At 45.2% G+C, this 16,397-nt stretch carries 17 protein-coding genes; 8 read left to right on the top strand and 9 right to left on the bottom strand.

Annotated elements, in window-relative coordinates; genetic code table 11:
- Positions 1-57: 57 nt before the first annotated feature.
- The 3 genes from TRNA_RS32695 to TRNA_RS32685 all read right to left on the bottom strand — a co-directional run bounded on the left by TRNA_RS32695 (position 58) and on the right by TRNA_RS32685 (position 3,936).
- Positions 58-588 (bottom strand): hypothetical protein, encoded by a 531-nt coding sequence (locus TRNA_RS32695; protein WP_003182685.1) that lies wholly within the window; start codon positions 586-588, stop codon positions 58-60.
- A 607-nt stretch (positions 589-1,195) separates the two neighbouring features.
- The gene (locus TRNA_RS32690; RefSeq protein ID WP_011198051.1) at positions 1,196-2,041 is read right to left on the bottom strand and encodes a superoxide dismutase; all 846 of its coding nucleotides are present in this window, start codon (positions 2,039-2,041) and stop codon (positions 1,196-1,198) included.
- Complete coding sequence (locus TRNA_RS32685; RefSeq protein ID WP_369878879.1) at positions 2,038-3,936, bottom strand: terpene cyclase/mutase family protein; 1,899 nt, start codon at positions 3,934-3,936, stop codon at positions 2,038-2,040. The genes TRNA_RS32690 and TRNA_RS32685 overlap by 4 nt, the downstream gene beginning before the upstream one ends.
- A gap of 261 nt (positions 3,937-4,197) precedes the next feature.
- Here TRNA_RS32685 and TRNA_RS32680 point away from each other — a divergent pair, with 261 nt between their 5' ends.
- Complete coding sequence (locus TRNA_RS32680) at positions 4,198-4,599, top strand: cytidine deaminase (RefSeq protein ID WP_003182679.1); 402 nt, start codon at positions 4,198-4,200, stop codon at positions 4,597-4,599.
- Positions 4,600-4,616: 17 nt separating this feature from the next.
- Positions 4,617-5,153 carry a GNAT family N-acetyltransferase gene (locus TRNA_RS32675; protein ID WP_003182677.1) on the top strand — a complete coding sequence of 179 codons (537 nt, stop codon included), beginning with the start codon at positions 4,617-4,619 and terminating at the stop codon, positions 5,151-5,153.
- Between the two features lie 185 nt (positions 5,154-5,338).
- On the opposite strand, the gene TRNA_RS32670 is transcribed toward TRNA_RS32675, so the two are convergent.
- Together TRNA_RS32670 and TRNA_RS32665 are read right to left on the bottom strand one after the other, a co-directional pair.
- Entirely contained in the window at positions 5,339-6,619 is a 1,281-nt protein-coding gene (locus tag TRNA_RS32670; protein WP_011198050.1) for an MFS transporter, read from the bottom strand.
- 90 nt (positions 6,620-6,709) lie between these two features.
- On the bottom strand, positions 6,710-8,197 hold the full coding sequence (locus tag TRNA_RS32665; protein ID WP_009328061.1) for an aldehyde dehydrogenase family protein: 1,488 nt from the start codon (positions 8,195-8,197) through the stop codon (positions 6,710-6,712).
- A 268-nt stretch (positions 8,198-8,465) separates the two neighbouring features.
- On the opposite strand from TRNA_RS32665, the gene TRNA_RS32660 reads away from it, so the two are divergent.
- The 4 genes from TRNA_RS32660 to TRNA_RS32645 all read left to right on the top strand — a co-directional run bounded on the left by TRNA_RS32660 (position 8,466) and on the right by TRNA_RS32645 (position 10,762).
- Positions 8,466-8,675: a DUF6501 family protein gene (locus TRNA_RS32660; RefSeq protein WP_003182671.1), complete on the top strand. Its 210-nt coding sequence runs from the start codon at positions 8,466-8,468 to the stop codon at positions 8,673-8,675.
- A 400-nt stretch (positions 8,676-9,075) separates the two neighbouring features.
- Positions 9,076-9,420, top strand: a complete 345-nt coding sequence (locus tag TRNA_RS32655) for a PH domain-containing protein (RefSeq protein WP_003182669.1) — start codon at positions 9,076-9,078, stop codon at positions 9,418-9,420.
- A gap of 113 nt (positions 9,421-9,533) precedes the next feature.
- The gene (locus tag TRNA_RS32650) at positions 9,534-10,016 is read left to right on the top strand and encodes a TraR/DksA family transcriptional regulator (protein WP_011198048.1); all 483 of its coding nucleotides are present in this window, start codon (positions 9,534-9,536) and stop codon (positions 10,014-10,016) included.
- Positions 10,017-10,135: 119 nt separating this feature from the next.
- Positions 10,136-10,762, top strand: coding sequence for an FMN-dependent NADH-azoreductase (locus tag TRNA_RS32645; RefSeq protein ID WP_009328062.1), 627 nt, complete (start codon positions 10,136-10,138; stop codon positions 10,760-10,762).
- Positions 10,763-10,805: 43 nt separating this feature from the next.
- On the opposite strand, the gene TRNA_RS32640 is transcribed toward TRNA_RS32645, so the two are convergent.
- The 4 genes from TRNA_RS32640 to TRNA_RS32625 form a co-directional block, all read right to left on the bottom strand.
- Entirely contained in the window at positions 10,806-11,321 is a 516-nt protein-coding gene (locus TRNA_RS32640) for a DinB family protein (protein WP_003182663.1), read from the bottom strand.
- 120 nt (positions 11,322-11,441) lie between these two features.
- Positions 11,442-11,906: a YndM family protein gene (locus tag TRNA_RS32635; RefSeq protein WP_011198047.1), complete on the bottom strand. Its 465-nt coding sequence runs from the start codon at positions 11,904-11,906 to the stop codon at positions 11,442-11,444.
- Between the two features lie 21 nt (positions 11,907-11,927).
- The gene (locus TRNA_RS32630; protein ID WP_003182659.1) at positions 11,928-12,053 is read right to left on the bottom strand and encodes a hypothetical protein; all 126 of its coding nucleotides are present in this window, start codon (positions 12,051-12,053) and stop codon (positions 11,928-11,930) included.
- A gap of 101 nt (positions 12,054-12,154) precedes the next feature.
- Positions 12,155-12,760 (bottom strand): TetR/AcrR family transcriptional regulator, encoded by a 606-nt coding sequence (locus TRNA_RS32625; RefSeq protein WP_003182658.1) that lies wholly within the window; start codon positions 12,758-12,760, stop codon positions 12,155-12,157.
- Between the two features lie 272 nt (positions 12,761-13,032).
- Between TRNA_RS32625 and TRNA_RS32620 the strand changes: the two genes are divergently transcribed.
- Entirely contained in the window at positions 13,033-15,699 is a 2,667-nt protein-coding gene (locus TRNA_RS32620; protein ID WP_011198046.1) for a phosphoenolpyruvate synthase, read from the top strand.
- 192 nt (positions 15,700-15,891) lie between these two features.
- A complete protein-coding gene (locus tag TRNA_RS32615) occupies positions 15,892-16,365 on the top strand; it encodes an NUDIX hydrolase (RefSeq protein WP_009328064.1) in 474 nt (157 codons plus the stop codon).
- Positions 16,366-16,397 lie beyond the last annotated feature (32 nt).

The following is a 16,397-nucleotide window of genomic DNA, read 5'->3' as shown; positions in this document are numbered from 1 at the left end:
ATTTAAAAAAGCTTGCCGGTTTACCGGCAAGCAGAAGAGGGGATACATGGACTTTGATTAAGGCTTACGGAATGTTACTGTTTGGCCGTTTCGATCAAACCAGCCTTTAAAGGCCCAGTTAATCCAGCCGCCGTCTCCTTGGTTTGTAAATTGTCCGCTTTCAAATACCCAAATGCCGTAAATCACGCCATGATAGTTGGCAGATCCATAAAATTTAACTCCTCTTAAACCATTGTGATAGCCTTGGCTTAAGTTGAACACCATGACATTGTATCTTTGCCCTGCAGAATAAAAAGCGGTTTCCATGCAGTTTTTGACGAAACCGCTGCGGTTATTGCTTTGAACGATAGCGTCTCTAATCGAGTTTCCGATTCCTAAGAGGTCGAGGCTGATGCTGAGATCAATAGCGGAAGTTTTAAACTGCTGTTTTTCCTCGTTCAATGACTGATTGAGAGATGTAGGTATAGACATAGAAGGCAAGCTTGTAACAGAACTGTCCGTATGTTTTGATTCTTTCGCTTCCGATAAGTATGGCAGACAAGTCAAACCGAGCATTAAAGCTGTAAAGAAAGCAAACATTTTTTTCATGATTAACCCTCCTAATATAAATTGCCATTTTTCAAAAAACTGACCAGCTGAATCAGACAAACATCGACAGTTTGTTTCATCTATTACCTCCCTTCTCATAGAATAGCTTAACGATTTTTGGAATTAGAAGAATGAGGAAAATAGACTATTTTCCAAATAAATCAAAAAATGTTCACATTTCATACTTAAGGCTCGATTTTGGGATATATTGATAGAATTTGCAGTCGGTATTTTATTTGCGGCCCTTTTCAAACAGCATGTCCGAGAGGGCGAATGGCAAGGGATTTCTCTGCCGACTATTTGAAAATCCTCAAGATAAACTGGGATATATAAACATTTATTGGTTATCTTCTTATATACAATAGAGGGTTGAAGAGAAAGCATAGATGCGCACGACCTATGTCGACGGCTGCCAGGCGTTTTAGAAGCATTCATGTAAGGAAAAGCGCGAGAGGATTTTAAGGCACGGCTTATTCATCTCTGATGACGGGGAATCCGGAGGAGAAATTTCGGCGACATCAGGCCAATGTCCGGCGCAGCAAATGGGCATGATCTGCCGAAACGCAAACAGGACTTCAACTATTGAAGTCCCGCCAGCGAATTTGAATCAGAACGGCTCCCATAAAACGCGCTTTGCTGACGCAAATCGCCTTTCAGGCTCTCTCCAGTCAACGACATTCCACCAATTATCGACGTATTTTGCCTTTTCATTTTTATATTGAAGGTAATATGCGTGCTCCCATACATCGAGCGGGAGCAGGGGGATCACATCCCATTGGCTCATCAGCTGATGTTTTTCTGCGATCAGAATTTCCAAGCGGTGCGAACGCGGCGCCCAGACGAGGATCGCCCAGCCGACGCCTTCCACTTTTTTCGCCGCTTCGGAAAAGTGTTCTTTAAAGGCCGAATAGCTGCCGAATGAACGGTTGATCATCTCCAGCAATTCGCCTGTCGGCCGTCTTTTTCCTTTTGGGTGCATCGCGTACCAAAATATCGTATGCAAATAGTGCCCGGCTCCGTGGAAGGCGAGCTCTCTTTCCCAATGGTTAACGAGGTCAAACTGTTTGGTTTGCCTCGCTTTCTGCAGTTCTTTTTCAGCTCTGTTCAAACCGTCGACATAGCTTTGGTGATGTTTTGTATGATGAAGAAACATAATTTCTTTTGAAATATAGGGCTCAAGGGCTGAATACGAGTAGGGCAGGCTTGGCAGGCGATGGCCTCCGATCGGCACTGTTCTGAATGGCTGCCGGCCTGCTTGAGACGCATCACTGCGGGAGATGGCTTGATACACGGCTTCTGCCTGCTCATACCATTCCTGTTCGGTCGCACGAGGATCATCCAATGATTGAAAAAGTTTTTCTAAATGGCTTTCTAAAGAAGGATCATCTTTCATCTGGTCTTTCAGGTCTTTGGCCCATGACGATATTTTTTCTTTGTAAGCATCTCTGTTCAATATGTCTCCCTCATTTCCGCTTTTTTAATAAATGCGCTTGAAGCGAGCAATGAAAACACAAAAGGATAACTGTGATAGCGGATGTAGAATTGGTTCGGCAGCCCGATTCCCGTCGGGTATTCGAGTCGCTCACGCGAGCTTTCGTGTTCATCGATGAGAAAACGGATCCCTTTTATGATCTGTGGGTCATCCGGACGCTCATATTGCAAAAGCGCCTCCAGCGCCCATGAAGATTGAACAACTGTTCCAAAGTGAAGAGGGACAAAACGCTTCGCTTCACAGCTTTTGCAAGATTCTCCCCAGCTTCCGTCTTCACGCTGGATCGATTTTAGCCAGGAGATCGCTTTTTTGACAGACGTCTGGTTGGCGGAAACCCCGACAGCTTTCATACCGGTGAGTGCGGCCCATGTACCGTAAATAAAGCAGACGCCCCATCTGCCATACCAAGAGCCGTCCGCTTTCTGATGATGATCAAGCCACCTGAGGGCGCGCCGGACCGCAGGATGGTTATCTGTGAACCGCCCTTTAAGCCCGAGCAGATGAAGAACGCGTCCGGTCAAGTCTGCCGTTGACGGATCGACTGCTGCCTCAGCGGCAGATTCGAGCGGCAGATTTCGAATAAGCGGATGGTCAACATCTTTTTCAAATGCCGCAAACCCTCCGTCCTTGTTTTGCATGGATAAAAGCCAGGCGAGCCCCCGGTTCCATGCATCCGGACGCCGTTGAAACGGAATAGCTTTTAATGCCGCAGCGGTATCGTCCAAATCGGGATTGTTTGTATTGATGTGTGAAAAACCCCACCCGCCAGGGACCGCTTGAGGATTTGAGACAGCCCAGTCCGCTTTTTTCACATGCTGTCTTTTGAGAAGGTAGTCGGCTGCCGATGAGGTGGAAGAATGTTGTTCAGGCACTCCGGATTCCTGCATGGCATAGCTGATGAGGGCCGTATCCCAGACGGTGGAAGTTGAGTTTTCCAAATGGGCCCCTTCCTTTCCGCATGATGAAATAAGACTTTTGATTCCGCTGACTGCTTTTTTGACAACGGGGGCGTTTTTAGATATTCCCATCGCAAGCAGGCTGTAAATCATGAACATGGTCGCGCTCGCATAGCTGTATAGCGTTCCGTCTTCTTCGATTCTGTCCAGCATATATTTTTTGCCGGCCTCAAATCCGAGCTGATGGACGTAAGCCGGCCATTGAAAGAGCTGTTTCCATTGCAGATTGAAAGAATAGAAGGTTCTTTCGTCAAAGGCGCGGATGTTCAGCCATTCGAGAGGGTTTTTTGACATGGCTTCATCCAGGTGCCGAAGCGAGCCGATTTGGTTGTTTTTTAAAGAGAATCGCCGATTAAACGTAATGGCCATGGGGACAAAATGAATTCTTGCGTATGTGCTGAAATGGTAAAAATGCAGCGGGAAATAGGACGGGATCAGCAAAAACGAGAGCGGAATATAGGCTCTCGGCCATGGATACAGACCGTTGGCGGCGAGCATCCACTTCGTCATAAAGTGGACGCCCTTCAATCCGCCTGCGTCCTTAATAAAAGCTTCGGCTTTCTGCATATGCGGAGCTTTCCGGTCATAGAGCCCCGAAGCCAGCATTCCGGTATAGCCCTGGACTGTCGCGGTCAGATTGCCTGCTCTTTCATCCGGGTGATTGCGAAACGCGCCGTCTTCGCTCTGCCTTGAACGGATTCGTTCAGCAAGACTTGCGATGAGAGAAGAGTCCTGATCGCCGAGTGATGTCAGCATCAGAATGAAAAAACTGTCCGTCATCACGGGCCCTTCAAAACAAAACCGCCACGAACCATCAGATCTTTGTCTGTTTTGAAGCTCTGCGAGCGTCTTTTGCCTGAAAGCTTTCACGTCTTCTAGTATAGATCGCAATCTTCTCATCTCCTTCATCTTACTGTATTCATTTGGGAAATGTGTCATGCCAATCGGGTGAAAACAGAAGAACATAGATTTTAAATAAGTGATGAGGATACAGTCGTCAAGTCAGCATGGGCACGCCGCGCTTTTATTAGGCGGTGGGCATTATCAGGGAATCGTGAGTGTAGTGATTTGTCTTTAATAACTTCATTTACCCCCGTTCCAACATCAGGTATTGTATAAAGAGAGACTTTAGATTAAACAATGGTTGGGAGATGTTGATGAATGAATATTGAACAGATGCTGTATGACACCGCAGTCGAATTGATCAAAAAGAGGTATCCGACCGGATGGGGCGGGGCAGCCGCCATGTATACCGAGGACGGAAGAATCTTAACGAGCGTAGCCCCGGAAGTAATCAACGCTTCAACAGAATTATGCATTGAAACGGGCGCCATTCTCGAAGCCCATAAGTATCAGGCGAAAATAACGCACTCTGTTTGTGTTGCAAGAGACGACGAACATTCCGAATGCAAGGTATTAACGCCGTGCGGGGTATGCCAGGAAAGACTTTTTTATTGGGGTCCTGATCTTAAAGCAGCTGTAACTGTACCGGATGGGCGCCTGGTTTATAAAACTTTAAAGGAAATACAGCCATACCATTGGTTTGCCGCGTATCAAAAGTAGCAGGGGAGGGGCGTTCGATGTTCAAGAGCCGCAAGGTTTATCTCAGACCTGTTGAAAAAGGCGATATGGAGAGCTTTTACAAAGCCGTTCAAAATGAAGACATCAGGTATATGACGGGCACGACGCGCGAATATACGATGGAAGACCTTTATGAGCACTATGAGAGAATCACGAGTGATGAGACGCGCTATGATTTTGCCGTCTGCTTAAAGGAGGACGATCGTTTGATAGGCGATCTGTCCATTATGGACATTGACCGGAGGAATCGAAAAGCGGGGTTTAGAATTGCTTTGCACAGCCCCGCTTATTTGAACAAAGGCTATGGGATTGAAGCGGTGCGGCTGGCCATGCAGCTTGCTTTCGAAAGGCTCGATCTTAACCCCCTCCAGCTCGAAGTCTTTTCACACAATATCCGCGCGCTGAAAGCATATGAAAAAGCGGGATTTAAAATGGAAGGAAGGATCAGGGAGGCTCTTTATATGAATGAGCAGTACTCGGATGAAATCATTATGGGGATATTGAAGCGGGAATACGAAGAGCTGATGTCCCGCTGAATCGGAGGACGCGGGAGCATTTGATTTTTTGATCGCCGCTTTGTTTGTTCTTATTATTCAATCTTTGCTGAACAGCTGCAAACGCCGCCGAAGACAGACCGCCGGCGATCAGCGCCGCTGTGCTTCTTTTATTTCAAAAACGATCACTCCAAATATCCCGTTAATGAGAAAAAACCGCAGCAGCTTCATCCTTCTATTTTCCCTTTCGTCTGCTGCCTTGCAGATTGGCTGTACGTTCTTAAATCCCGGACGAAAAATGTGGCAGCGGCTGTTCCGGCATATAATACAGCGGCAGCGATAAATACGCTTCGTACCCCGATCAAGTCTGCCAAAGCCCCCATGATGGCGATTGTTATGATAGACCATGCAGCCAAAATGGTATTTTTGGCGGCGGTAACCGGTGCACGCTCTTCATCAGTCAATGTATCTTGAAGGATAACCGTCTGGCTGACGTCTCTTACTTGATAAAGCGGCCCCATCATGATACAGAGGATAACCGAAAGGAGGGGGTTGGACGAATAGGCGAATAAAAGCGTTGTGATGCCCATTGAAACGGAGCCAAAGAAAATCATGAGGCCAAGCCTTTTTTTGAGCTGGTTGGAAAAGAGCACAGCGAGAATGCCGCCCAAAATCGCTCCCAAAAAATAACCGGCATTGATGAATCCCCACCAAGCCTCTCCTTTATTCAGCGCCTCTTTAGTAAAAGCCAGCAAAACGGCGGAAGTCCAGACTGCATTTGCTAAACCTTCCGACATGTCCATCATCGTAAGCAGCAAAACGGTTTTCTTCCTGTAAACAGTGCGCCAGACCGATTGTGCGCGGGCTTTTTGACGAGGGATAATCGCTTTTTTGAAATCCGGCAATCTGATTAAAAGCCCTGATATGAAAAAGAGTGCTGCTGTAAACACTGTCAACGTATAAGTCTGGGCCAAAACGGTTAAAAAGCCGCCGAGACCCCAGCCTGCCGCCTGGACAAACTGGTTGACCGCTACGATGCTTCCCGATGCAGCCACGTAATCGCGCTTTTTAATGGCTTGGTACAGTAAACCTAACTGTGCGGGAGTATACCAGGAGCCGACAAAGCTTTGCAAAAATAGCAGCAGATAAATGATATAAGAGGGTAAGCCAAGCGATTGGCATAAGCCGATGCATAATGCACAGACCGCTCTGAACCATGTTGACCAGGCCGCTGTTTGCAGCAGATCGAGACGCTGAATAGCAAAAGCAGCGATCGCTCCGCCTAATACACTGCCGAACGAGGATAAAGCCAAAACCAGACCGGATCCGAATACAGAGTTCGTTTCCTTAAATACATCGACCATGACAATGATCGTCATCAAGATTGATCCGACAGCCTGCGCTGTTTGCGACGCCCATATGTATCTAAAGTTTTTTTGTTTCCAGACGGTTATGCCAAGAGAGGAAGAATACACGATTCTATCATTCCAGTCGACTTGAATTGTCATCTATTTTACCATATGTATCTATAAATGTTTATTTCTATAAAAAAGAAAACCGCCCTGATCGACAGGGCGGCTGCAGAAGCTCATGTCGAGTTATTCGCCTGTATGAATCCAGACGCTCTTAACCTCTGTATAGTTATCCAGAGCGTATGAGCCCATTTCACGTCCGAGTCCAGACTGTTTGTAGCCGCCGAATGGGGATGCGGCGTCAAAAGCATTATAGCAGTTGACCCAAACGGTACCGGCTTGCAGACGGTCGGCGATATAGTGGGCGTTTTTCAAATTTTCCGTCCATACGCCCGCAGCGAGGCCGTATTCGCTGCGATTGGCCCGTTCGATGACTTCATCAACCGTTTCATAAGGAATCGCCGCCAAAACAGGACCGAAGATTTCTTCTTTTGCTATTGTCATCTCATCCTCGACATTTGTGAATACAGTCGGAGAAACAAAGTATCCCTGTTCATAAGGGCATGTTCCGCCGGCCGCGATTTTCGCACCCTCCTGGCGTCCTTTTTCAATATACGAGAGGACGCGTTCATGCTGTTCTTTGCTGACAAGCGGTCCCATTTGCGTGTCTTCATGAAGGCCCGCACCTTGGCGGAGCGATTTTGAATAAGCGGCCATTTCATCAACGACTTTGTCATATTGGTCTTTATGGATGAAAACGCGCGATCCCGCACAGCAAACTTGGCCCTGGTTGAACATAACGCCGGTTAGTGCGCCTGGAATCGCTTTCTTCAGGTCGGCGTCAGGGAGGATGATATTCGGCGACTTTCCGCCGAGCTCAAGGGTAACACGTTTGACCGATTTGGCCGCTTTCTCCATTATCTTTTTGCCGATTTCAGTTGACCCTGTGAATGCCAGTTTGTCGACAAGGGCATGGTCGGTCAGAGCTTCTCCGGCCGTCTCCCCAAAGCCAGGGATGATGTTGATGACGCCTTTCGGGAAGCCTGCCTCATCGATCAGCTCAGCTAAATACAGAGCGGAAAGCGGCGTTTGTTCAGCCGGTTTTAAGACAACCGTACATCCGGCTGCAAGGGCGGCTCCCATTTTCCACATAGCCATCAGAAGCGGGAAGTTCCAAGGGATAATTTGCCCGACAACTCCGACAGGCTCATGCCGTGTATAGTTAAAATAAGGTCCGTTAACAGGAATTGTCTGTCCGGTTATTTTCGTCGCCCAGCCCGCATAATAGCGCATATGTTCAATTGACAGCGGAATATCGCCTGCGGTCGTTTCGCTGATCGGCTTTCCGTTATCCAGCGTTTCAAGCTGAGCCAGTTCCGTTTTATGTTCCTCCATCAGATCGGCGAGTTTGTACATCAGCCGGCTTCTTTCGGCAGGGTTCATCGTCCGCCACTCACCGCGGTCAAAGGCTTCCCGCGCAGCTTTTACAGCTTTGTCCACATCCTCGGGACCTGCTTCATATAACGTGGCGAGCGTTTCACCAGTCGCCGGGTTTGGGGTCTCAAACGTTTTGTTTGAGGCGCTGGCTACAAATTCCCCGTTAATATAGAGCTTCTTTGTTCCCTGCAAAAATGACTCCAGCTTCTTACTGACCTGCATCGTTAATGAACTCATGTTTGTCAAACAAACCTCCTTTAAAATTTTGGTCTGTCTTCAGGTGAGTTGTCTTGGTGCTGGTTTGTCTTTTAGTTCGGTCATTACGCGGATGAAAGAGGGATATATTTCTGATTTTGGAACTATACACCACCATTCTATAACAGGGAATGAAACCAAATCAATATTCATGTTTGGCAAAAACCACATTCGCCGACAGAGCGCATTGCATTTCGGCGAAAAAACGCTACAATGGAAACTATACACGTATGAAAAAGGAGACATCCACATGATTCATGAAAAATGGCAGAACAATAAAACCATTAAAAAAGTAAAGTGCATACATACCGATGCCAAAAAGTATATCGTCAACAGAGCGCTGACCGTCGGTAACATATACGAGGTCAAAAACGAAACGGGAGAATTTTTGTTTATCATCGATAATACAAACAAAGTCGGCGGCTATTACAAAGAATACTTTGAAGAAGTAAAAGCCTGAATTCATTCGCATAAAGTTTCAACAAAACCGAACACTTTCATAAAAAATCGGCTGGCTGAATCGGAAGTGTGACCAAGTGCCGACGTACATAAAAGGCATAATAACGTCAGAGGAGAACCGCAGAAGCAGAACATCTTGCTGCGGTTTTTTGCTGTATCCGCTATGCACCTTTTGATTCATAGCAAACGAAAAATAAGCTGAAAAAACTGATGAAAAGTTGAAACCTCACGCGTCCGCCGGGCGTATTAATTGATAGTAAAAACAAACATATAGAGTTAAAGAAATGTAATCTGCTCGTAATTGTTTATAAATCAGGGTTATCGTATCCTTATTATTAACTGACAGCATACTTTGCCTTGTGCATAAACATAAATTGGACACATAGAAAGAGGGGTTTTGATTGGGCGTTTTTTCAGCAAGCAAAACAGCAGACGGCAAAAAATTTGAACCGCTGCTTATAGAAGGAGAAAAAATTGAATCGGTTTGCAGACTAAGAATGGATCAAATATGTTTTACGAACAAGCGGATTATTTTTTTTGATAATAAACTGTTTTCTAAAAAGAAAGTCCGCGTCTTCCTGCCTTACAGATCGATTGAAGGCTTTGCGATTAGAGAAGTCAGCATGTTCAATCCAGACAGTTCTCTTTCTCTGATGACCAGCAGCAAAATCTTTGATCTGGAATTTACGAAGGATACCGACATGCTTGAAATTCAAGCGCTGTTATCAAAATACTTATGTGCATAATCTCAACAGGCTGTTCAAACGCTCCTTTGCGAATGAACGGTCTTTTTTTGCGGAGAAATGCACGTTTTCCCTTTTGGCAATCGGGTAATGAAAAAGAAAGGAGGATGATCAACATGCCATTGACAGAGGAACAAAAACAGCACCTTTACGATAAATTAATCAGCTTAAAAAACGAAATCACAGGTACAAAGTCTGAGGTGCAGCCGATGAATGAAGAAACAGGCGAATTGTCAAACGGTATTGACAATCATCTTGCCGACCATGCCGGCGTGTATACCGAACGAATGAGGGACCAGGCTTTCCGGCAATCGGACGATGCTTTGCTGAAAGAGATCGAAGACGCTTTAAATAGGATGAAAGACGGCACATACGGCACGTGTGAAACAACGGGAAAAGAAATCCCCTATGAACGCCTTGAAGCGATTCCATATGCGCGAAGAACCGCCGAAGCTCAAGCGGAAGCAAGACAAGAAGACCGCACAGAGAATGATCGGCAATTTACACGGCAAATGAAGGATTTGACGAATAAAGAAACGATGGACCAAAAACATTCATACGTCTATGAACGGCTTGACCAGGAACAGGACTCCAAATAAAGCGCCCAATGGGTGCTTTTTTTGGTTAGAAAAATAAATGAGTTGACTTTCTATTTAAATGAAAGTAACATACTATTTGTAAGTAAATATTAAAACGTTAGCAACGGGAGGAAAATAGAATGTCTAAAGTATTGTTTGTTAAAGCTAATGACCGTACAGCTGAAGAAGCTGTATCTGTAAAACTTTATGAAGCGTTTCTTAACAGCTATAAAGAAAATCATCCAAACGATGAAATTGTAGAGCTTGACCTTTACAGAGAAAACCCGCCGTACCTAGGCAGAAATGCCATTAACGGGACATTTAAAGCAGGAAAAGGCATGGAATTGAACGAGGATGAAAAAGCTGCCGCCGCTGTAGCGGATCGTTACTTAGACGAATTCGTCAAAGCCGATAAGGTTGTTTTTGCTTTCCCATTGTGGAACTTCGCCGTTCCAGCTGTACTTCACACTTATGTGGACTACTTGTCCCGCGCAGGAGTGACGTTTACATACACTCCTGAAGGACCTAAAGGCCTGATGGGAGATAAGAAGGTTGCTCTGTTAAATGCAAGAGGAGGCTTCTATTCTGAAGGACCGATGGCTGCAATGGAAATGTCGTTGAACTACATGAAAACCGTCATGGGCTTCTTCGGTGTTCAAGACTTGCATACCGTTGTCATCGAAGGACACAACGCTGTTCCTGACGACGCTCAAAAAATTATTGAAAACGGCTTAGCAGAAGCTAAAAAGCTTGCAGCATCATTTTAATTGTGAAACCCTTGTTCCAAAGACGGAACAAGGGTTTTTTTATTTATGTCGTTTGCTTCAGGCTTAATAAATAATAAATATAGTCCGTTGGCACACCCGCTTCACCCATTTGTCTCAGCATCGCTGAAATATTGCCTCTGTGATAAGTGCCGTGGTTGACTACGTGATGAAGGATTTCGCTAATAGGCGTTTTGATTTCGCCTAATATTGGATGGGCAATCGTGATTTCACCATCGGGGTCTTCAAGATTTTCAAAAAACGCTTCATATTGAAGCGCCGTGTCATGAAAGATGGAAATGAAGTCATCGATCTTTTTCCTCTTTAATCCTTCTTTCAGACGCATGCCTGTTTCCTTTGCTTCCTCGTAAGCGGCTCCGGATATGATCTTCAGCCATAAGGCGTCAGCCACGCACATATGGGTAACAACCTCAGATACAGTTTGAAAAACGCTTTTGATTTCCCGGGTGAACAGCTCTTCAGGCAGGCTTTTCAGGTGGGTGAGCACCCTTTGATTCGCCCAATTGTGATAATCTAAATGCTTTAATGCGCTATGTGTCATTTTTTGTCCTCCTCACTTTTTTATATCAATTCGTGAAAAAGACGGATATTCCTTTAATCAATGAAAAATGCCTCTGGTCATAAACGTAAAAAAACCTGCCGGGTCGGCAGGCTTTCATGCTTATTCTTCGTCCTGTTTTTTAGAGTGGGTAACCGGATAAAGCTCCTCTGATGATTCGCTTTGATACTGCAATGAACCAGGCTTTTCTCTGTTTTCCCGTTTTCCGTTTTCTGTTTCGTTCAAGACGTTGGCTTCCATATAGCGGTGGAAAAAATATTCGAACACTGTGACGCCGATCGCTGACACGATTGAAGCTGCAGCAAGCGTACCATACGGGGGATTATTTTGCATGGCGAGAATCACCCAAATCAATACGAGTGAAAGGCCAAAATCTCCCATTGTCGCGGTTGTATTGTTTGTTCTCGGCAGCAGCAGAAGATCTCCGACCAGATAGGATATCACACCCAGAAACAATGTCAAAACAAACATTTCACCGAATGGAACGCCAAAAAACAGAGTTAGGACCACATATAAAAGGACAAGGCTCACAATGAATTTTAAACACAATGCTCTTACATGCTTCATTTCGTTTCCTCACCTTTCAGCTTATTTTAAAGCATTCCTGTTTTGTTGCTGTTTATTGTTTTTGTCATCCTGCTGGAATGCGCTTTCTGTTTCGTGATCGTTTTTCAGCTGCTCAAGGCTGCTGTTTTGAATACCTTTCTTCTGCATGGTCTCACCACCTTTTTCACTATATTTTGGATTGTTATTGATTTCTTATACATAACACGAAAAAAGCAAAAAAGAGGGTTATCCCTCTTCCTGAAAGCCGGTCATTTTTTTCTCAGCCCTGCCGCATATGCAGGGCCCATTCCGGTTATTTTTGATAAAATCAGCGCCATATCATGCGGCGTCTCTTTCATCCCGTTCTCAAGCCATTGCTGCATAACGCTGATATGAGCGCCGGTTATGTAGGAAATCAAGTAGTCTTCCGGTACAATCGGATCCGTTCTGATCGCTGTTTTCAGCCGTTTTAAATTGCTGATCAAAACCGATTTGAATTTTAAACGGAAAGAACCCGGGCCTTTAGGGCCTAAAACTGCCTTCATAAAAACTTCGTTTTCTTTTATATATTGAAAAATGTCGACGACGAATGTCAGCGGATGGTCAATCACATCCTGATTTAATACATCCATTGAGTGAATCGAGCGTTTAGCAATTTTATTGATCTCTTGGATGATTTCCTCCTCGCTTTGGTCCAGCAAATCGTATTTATCTTCGTAGTGCAAGTAAAACGTGCCGCGGTTAATATCGGCTTTCTTCGTAATGTCCGTAACGGATATCTCTTCAAACGCTTTATTTTTCATCAGTTCAGAGAGTGCGTCTCTAATCATTTTTTTCGTGCGTTTTACCCTGCGGTCTTTTTTCTGCTCAGTCATTCAAATCCTCCTGACGGTTCATGAAAATCAACAATTTCCATCTTTGTGTTGAGAACTTAACATTTGCCGATTGATTGTTCATTGCGTTCTCCTTTTGCGCAATTATAATAAACATGATGAATATTAATCAACATAGTGTTTATTTTATTCGTATAAAGAAGGTATGCCGCGTTAGGCATCTGTTCATGGTTTGAGCTGAATATTGATGCATGTCACGCTGGAAAATGCGGTGTAAAGTTGCTGCAAAAAGCGGATTTTAAGGAGAGGATAGAATGGAGAAATACGTGCTGTATTTCAATGAAATCGATCAATTTGACTTGCCCTCTGTCGGCGGGAAAGGGGCGAACCTTGGGGAAATGACAAAAGCGGGCTTTCCCGTTCCTCAGGGATTTTGCATATCAACTGAAGCCTACCGTGCGTTCATACAAACAAGCGGCATCATCGACAGTCTGTTCGATCAGCTTGAACAGCTCAAACATGATGATCTTGAACAGATTCGGACTGTGGGGAAACAAATTCGTGAGCATCTTGCTCAGATCTCCATGCCTGACGAGATCAAATCGGCGATATTGGAGGGCATAGATACGACCGGCAAAGATAAAGCCTATGCCGTCCGCTCCAGCGCAACGGCTGAAGACCTGCCAGATGCTTCATTCGCGGGACAGCAGGACACCTTTTTGAACGTCTGCGGGAAAGATCAGCTTCTTGAAGCGGTGAAACAATGCTGGTCCTCGCTGTTTACAGACAGGGCGATTTCCTACCGAGCGAAAAACGGTTTCGACCACCGCTCTGTCTTTCTTGCGGTTGTCGTTCAAGAGATGGTTTTTCCCGAGGTTTCCGGAATTATGTTCACGGCGGATCCGATCACGGGGCACCGCAAAACGGTATCCATCGATGCCAGCTTCGGCTTGGGTGAAGCGTTGGTGTCCGGCGTCGTCAGCGCTGATCTGTATCAGATTCGGTCTGGTGAAATCGTTAAAAAACAACTCTCTAAGAAAGAATCGGCCATTTACTCCGTACCAGAGGGAGGAACCGTCCAGAAAACCCTCTCTCCGGAAAAACAACAAACACAGGCTTTGCCGGATCCAAGAATCATTGAATTAGCAGAACTGGGGCGCAAAATCGAGGCTCACTATGGCAAGGAACAGGATATCGAGTGGGCTTTTGCCGGCGGCAGGTTTTACATTCTTCAAAGCCGGCCGATCACATCCCTTTACCCGGTCGTACGCTTTTTTGATGATAGGCCGCACGTATTGATTAATTTTGGCTACATCCAAATGATGACCGATCCGCTGAAACCATTGGGTGTATCGGTTATCAGCCAAGTCCTCCGATTTTTAAAAAAAGATCCTTCGGCACAGCCGATTCTTCGCGAAGCGGGAGGAAGAGTCTTTGCCGATATTACGGGTGCTCTCTCCCTCAAATTCGTCCGAAGCCGGCTGCTTAAAGTATTGAGCGGCATGGATCAGTTGATGGCATCAGCTGTATCGGAGGTAGTCAAGCGCAAAGAACATCAGCTATATTCCACATCCACAAAAGGCATTTTTCATATTGCCGGGAATTTGGCGCCGATTTTGATTCCGGCAGCATTAAAAGTTGCCGGAATCCTGCTCATGAGAAATCCGGATAAAGCCGAGAAAAAAGCGGAATTGATCATTGAAGCGATCGTGACGGACACCGAAGAGCAGCTTAGCCGGACTTCCGGTGCTGAGACGATCCGCGTCATCCAAAAAGGAATGGGAAACATGTTGCAAGACGTGCTTTCAAAAGTCGCTGTGTATGTCTTGAGCGGAATGATTGCAGCCGGATTGCTCGAAAAAAAGCTGAAAAAGAAGCTGGGGGACGAGAAAAGCGCTATTTTGCTGGGGAAATTGTATAAATCCCTGCCCCATAATGTCACAACGGAAATGGGTCTAGAGTTAGGAGATCTTTCCGATCAGGCGAGAAAGTATCCTGCTGTCATTGACTATTTCAAGCGTGCAAACAGCGAAAATTTTATGGAAGAACTGCTCAAAATCCCCGGCGGCGCCGAAATGAAACGCAGTTTAGACGATTTTCTCAAAAAGTACGGGATGCGGTGCGTGGGAGAAATCGATTTGACAAGGCCGAGATGGGCCGAGGCCCCGGTTCAGCTCGTTCCGTCCATACTCAGCCATATTCGGACGATTGCCGCCGGGGAACACAGAAGGAAATTTAAACAAGGTGAAACCGAAGCGGAAGAGGCAAAAAAGGAGATCATCTCTCAATTTCGTTTTCCAGAAAAAAAGAGAGTCTCCCGGCTCGTTCATATGTACCGAAGCTTGATGGGAATGCGGGAGCATCATAAATTTACACTTGTAAAACTGATGTTTTTATACAAAAAAGCGATTCTTAAAGAAGCCCGCACCCTCGTTGGAAAAGGGATTTTGAATTGTGAAGAAGATGTCTTTTACTTTACGCTTGAGGAGCTTATCGCCCTATTGGAGAATCGCGGCATCGGGGATATTCCGGAATTGTTAACAGACAGAAAACGGCAGCATACGTCCAATCAAAAGCTCACATCTCCACGCGTGATGACGAGTAAAGGGGAGATCATCACAGGAAAGCTGCGAAATGAAAAAAGTCCTGAAGGCGCTCTCACAGGTACCCCTGTTTCCGCGGGAATCATCGAAGGGACCGCCAGAGTTGCAAAGAGTCCTGAAGACGCGAAGCTGAATCAAGGGGACATATTAGTGGCGCCGTATACTGATCCGGGCTGGACTCCGCTCTTTACTTCAGCGGTCGGACTGATTACGGAAGTAGGCGGCATGATGACCCATGGTTCAGTAGTGGCAAGGGAATACGGCATTCCTGCTGTCGTCGGGATCGACAAAGCGACAGAAATCATAGAAGACGGCGCTTACATCCGAGTCGACGGAACAAACGGGTTTGTTCAAATATTGGACGGCAACGGCTCCTGAGTTATTTTAAATAAAGGCTTTATATAGGAAAATTGATATTTGATACCTATACGAATCCTTGATATAACCAGAATGGGAACGTGCGTTCGATATCGTTGTCAAGGCGAGCAAAAACAAGGCGGTTATTGTTAGAAGAAGCGAATCAGATATTATAGAGATAATATCATTTCCAAAGAAATTGAGGAGAAATGGATGTCGCAAAATGGAATTGTTTTAGTAGCCAGTGTATCTATCTTTAGTGATGATAAAGTCTTGATGATAAAAGAGAATAAACCTACTTCTGTTAATAAGTGGAATTTTCTGGGCGGACGTATCGAATATGGAGAGGACATTCTCTATTCAGCCCGAAGGGAAGTTAAAGAGGAAACTGGATTCGACGTAAATCTGATTGCCACTACAGGTGTATATAATTTTATCAGTAGTACGAACAATCAAGTTATTTTATTTCATTTTATCGGCGAAGTTACTGGAGGTTCTTTAAATCTCGAAGAAGATGAAATTTCAGACAGCAAGTGGATAACAGTAAATGACCTTGTAACATTTGAAAACGAAGGCTTACGAGAACCGAATGTAATAAAGCAAATCACTGATAGCTTATTAAAAGAGAATTTACACTCAATTAGTGTGTATAATGAGCAACTGATTAAATCGTTCTTATTGAGCTGAAGGGATGTTGAACAAAAGTATTAATATTAAAA

This window comes from Bacillus licheniformis DSM 13 = ATCC 14580 (genome assembly GCF_000011645.1).
Taxonomy (GTDB): Bacteria; Bacillota; Bacilli; order Bacillales; family Bacillaceae; genus Bacillus; species Bacillus licheniformis.
The sequence above is the reverse complement of the archived record's forward strand: the minus strand, read 5'-3'. Positions and strand labels throughout refer to the sequence as shown.

Coding starts and splice junctions, on each gene's coding strand:
- TRNA_RS32695 (WP_003182685.1), bottom strand. CDS start 588: ATGAAAAAAATGTTTGCTTTCTTTACAGCTTTAATGCTCGGTTTGACT.
- TRNA_RS32685 (WP_369878879.1), bottom strand. CDS start 3,936: ATGAGAAGATTGCGATCTATACTAGAAGACGTGAAAGCTTTCAGGCAA.
- TRNA_RS32680 (WP_003182679.1), top strand. CDS start 4,198: ATGAATATTGAACAGATGCTGTATGACACCGCAGTCGAATTGATCAAA.
- TRNA_RS32675 (WP_003182677.1), top strand. CDS start 4,617: ATGTTCAAGAGCCGCAAGGTTTATCTCAGACCTGTTGAAAAAGGCGAT.
- TRNA_RS32670 (WP_011198050.1), bottom strand. CDS start 6,619: ATGACAATTCAAGTCGACTGGAATGATAGAATCGTGTATTCTTCCTCT.
- TRNA_RS32665 (WP_009328061.1), bottom strand. CDS start 8,197: ATGAGTTCATTAACGATGCAGGTCAGTAAGAAGCTGGAGTCATTTTTG.
- TRNA_RS32660 (WP_003182671.1), top strand. CDS start 8,466: ATGATTCATGAAAAATGGCAGAACAATAAAACCATTAAAAAAGTAAAG.
- TRNA_RS32650 (WP_011198048.1), top strand. CDS start 9,534: ATGCCATTGACAGAGGAACAAAAACAGCACCTTTACGATAAATTAATC.
- TRNA_RS32645 (WP_009328062.1), top strand. CDS start 10,136: ATGTCTAAAGTATTGTTTGTTAAAGCTAATGACCGTACAGCTGAAGAA.
- TRNA_RS32640 (WP_003182663.1), bottom strand. CDS start 11,321: ATGACACATAGCGCATTAAAGCATTTAGATTATCACAATTGGGCGAAT.
- TRNA_RS32635 (WP_011198047.1), bottom strand. CDS start 11,906: ATGAAGCATGTAAGAGCATTGTGTTTAAAATTCATTGTGAGCCTTGTC.
- TRNA_RS32630 (WP_003182659.1), bottom strand. CDS start 12,053: ATGCAGAAGAAAGGTATTCAAAACAGCAGCCTTGAGCAGCTGAAAAAC.
- TRNA_RS32625 (WP_003182658.1), bottom strand. CDS start 12,760: ATGACTGAGCAGAAAAAAGACCGCAGGGTAAAACGCACGAAAAAAATG.
- TRNA_RS32620 (WP_011198046.1), top strand. CDS start 13,033: ATGGAGAAATACGTGCTGTATTTCAATGAAATCGATCAATTTGACTTG.
- TRNA_RS32615 (WP_009328064.1), top strand. CDS start 15,892: ATGTCGCAAAATGGAATTGTTTTAGTAGCCAGTGTATCTATCTTTAGT.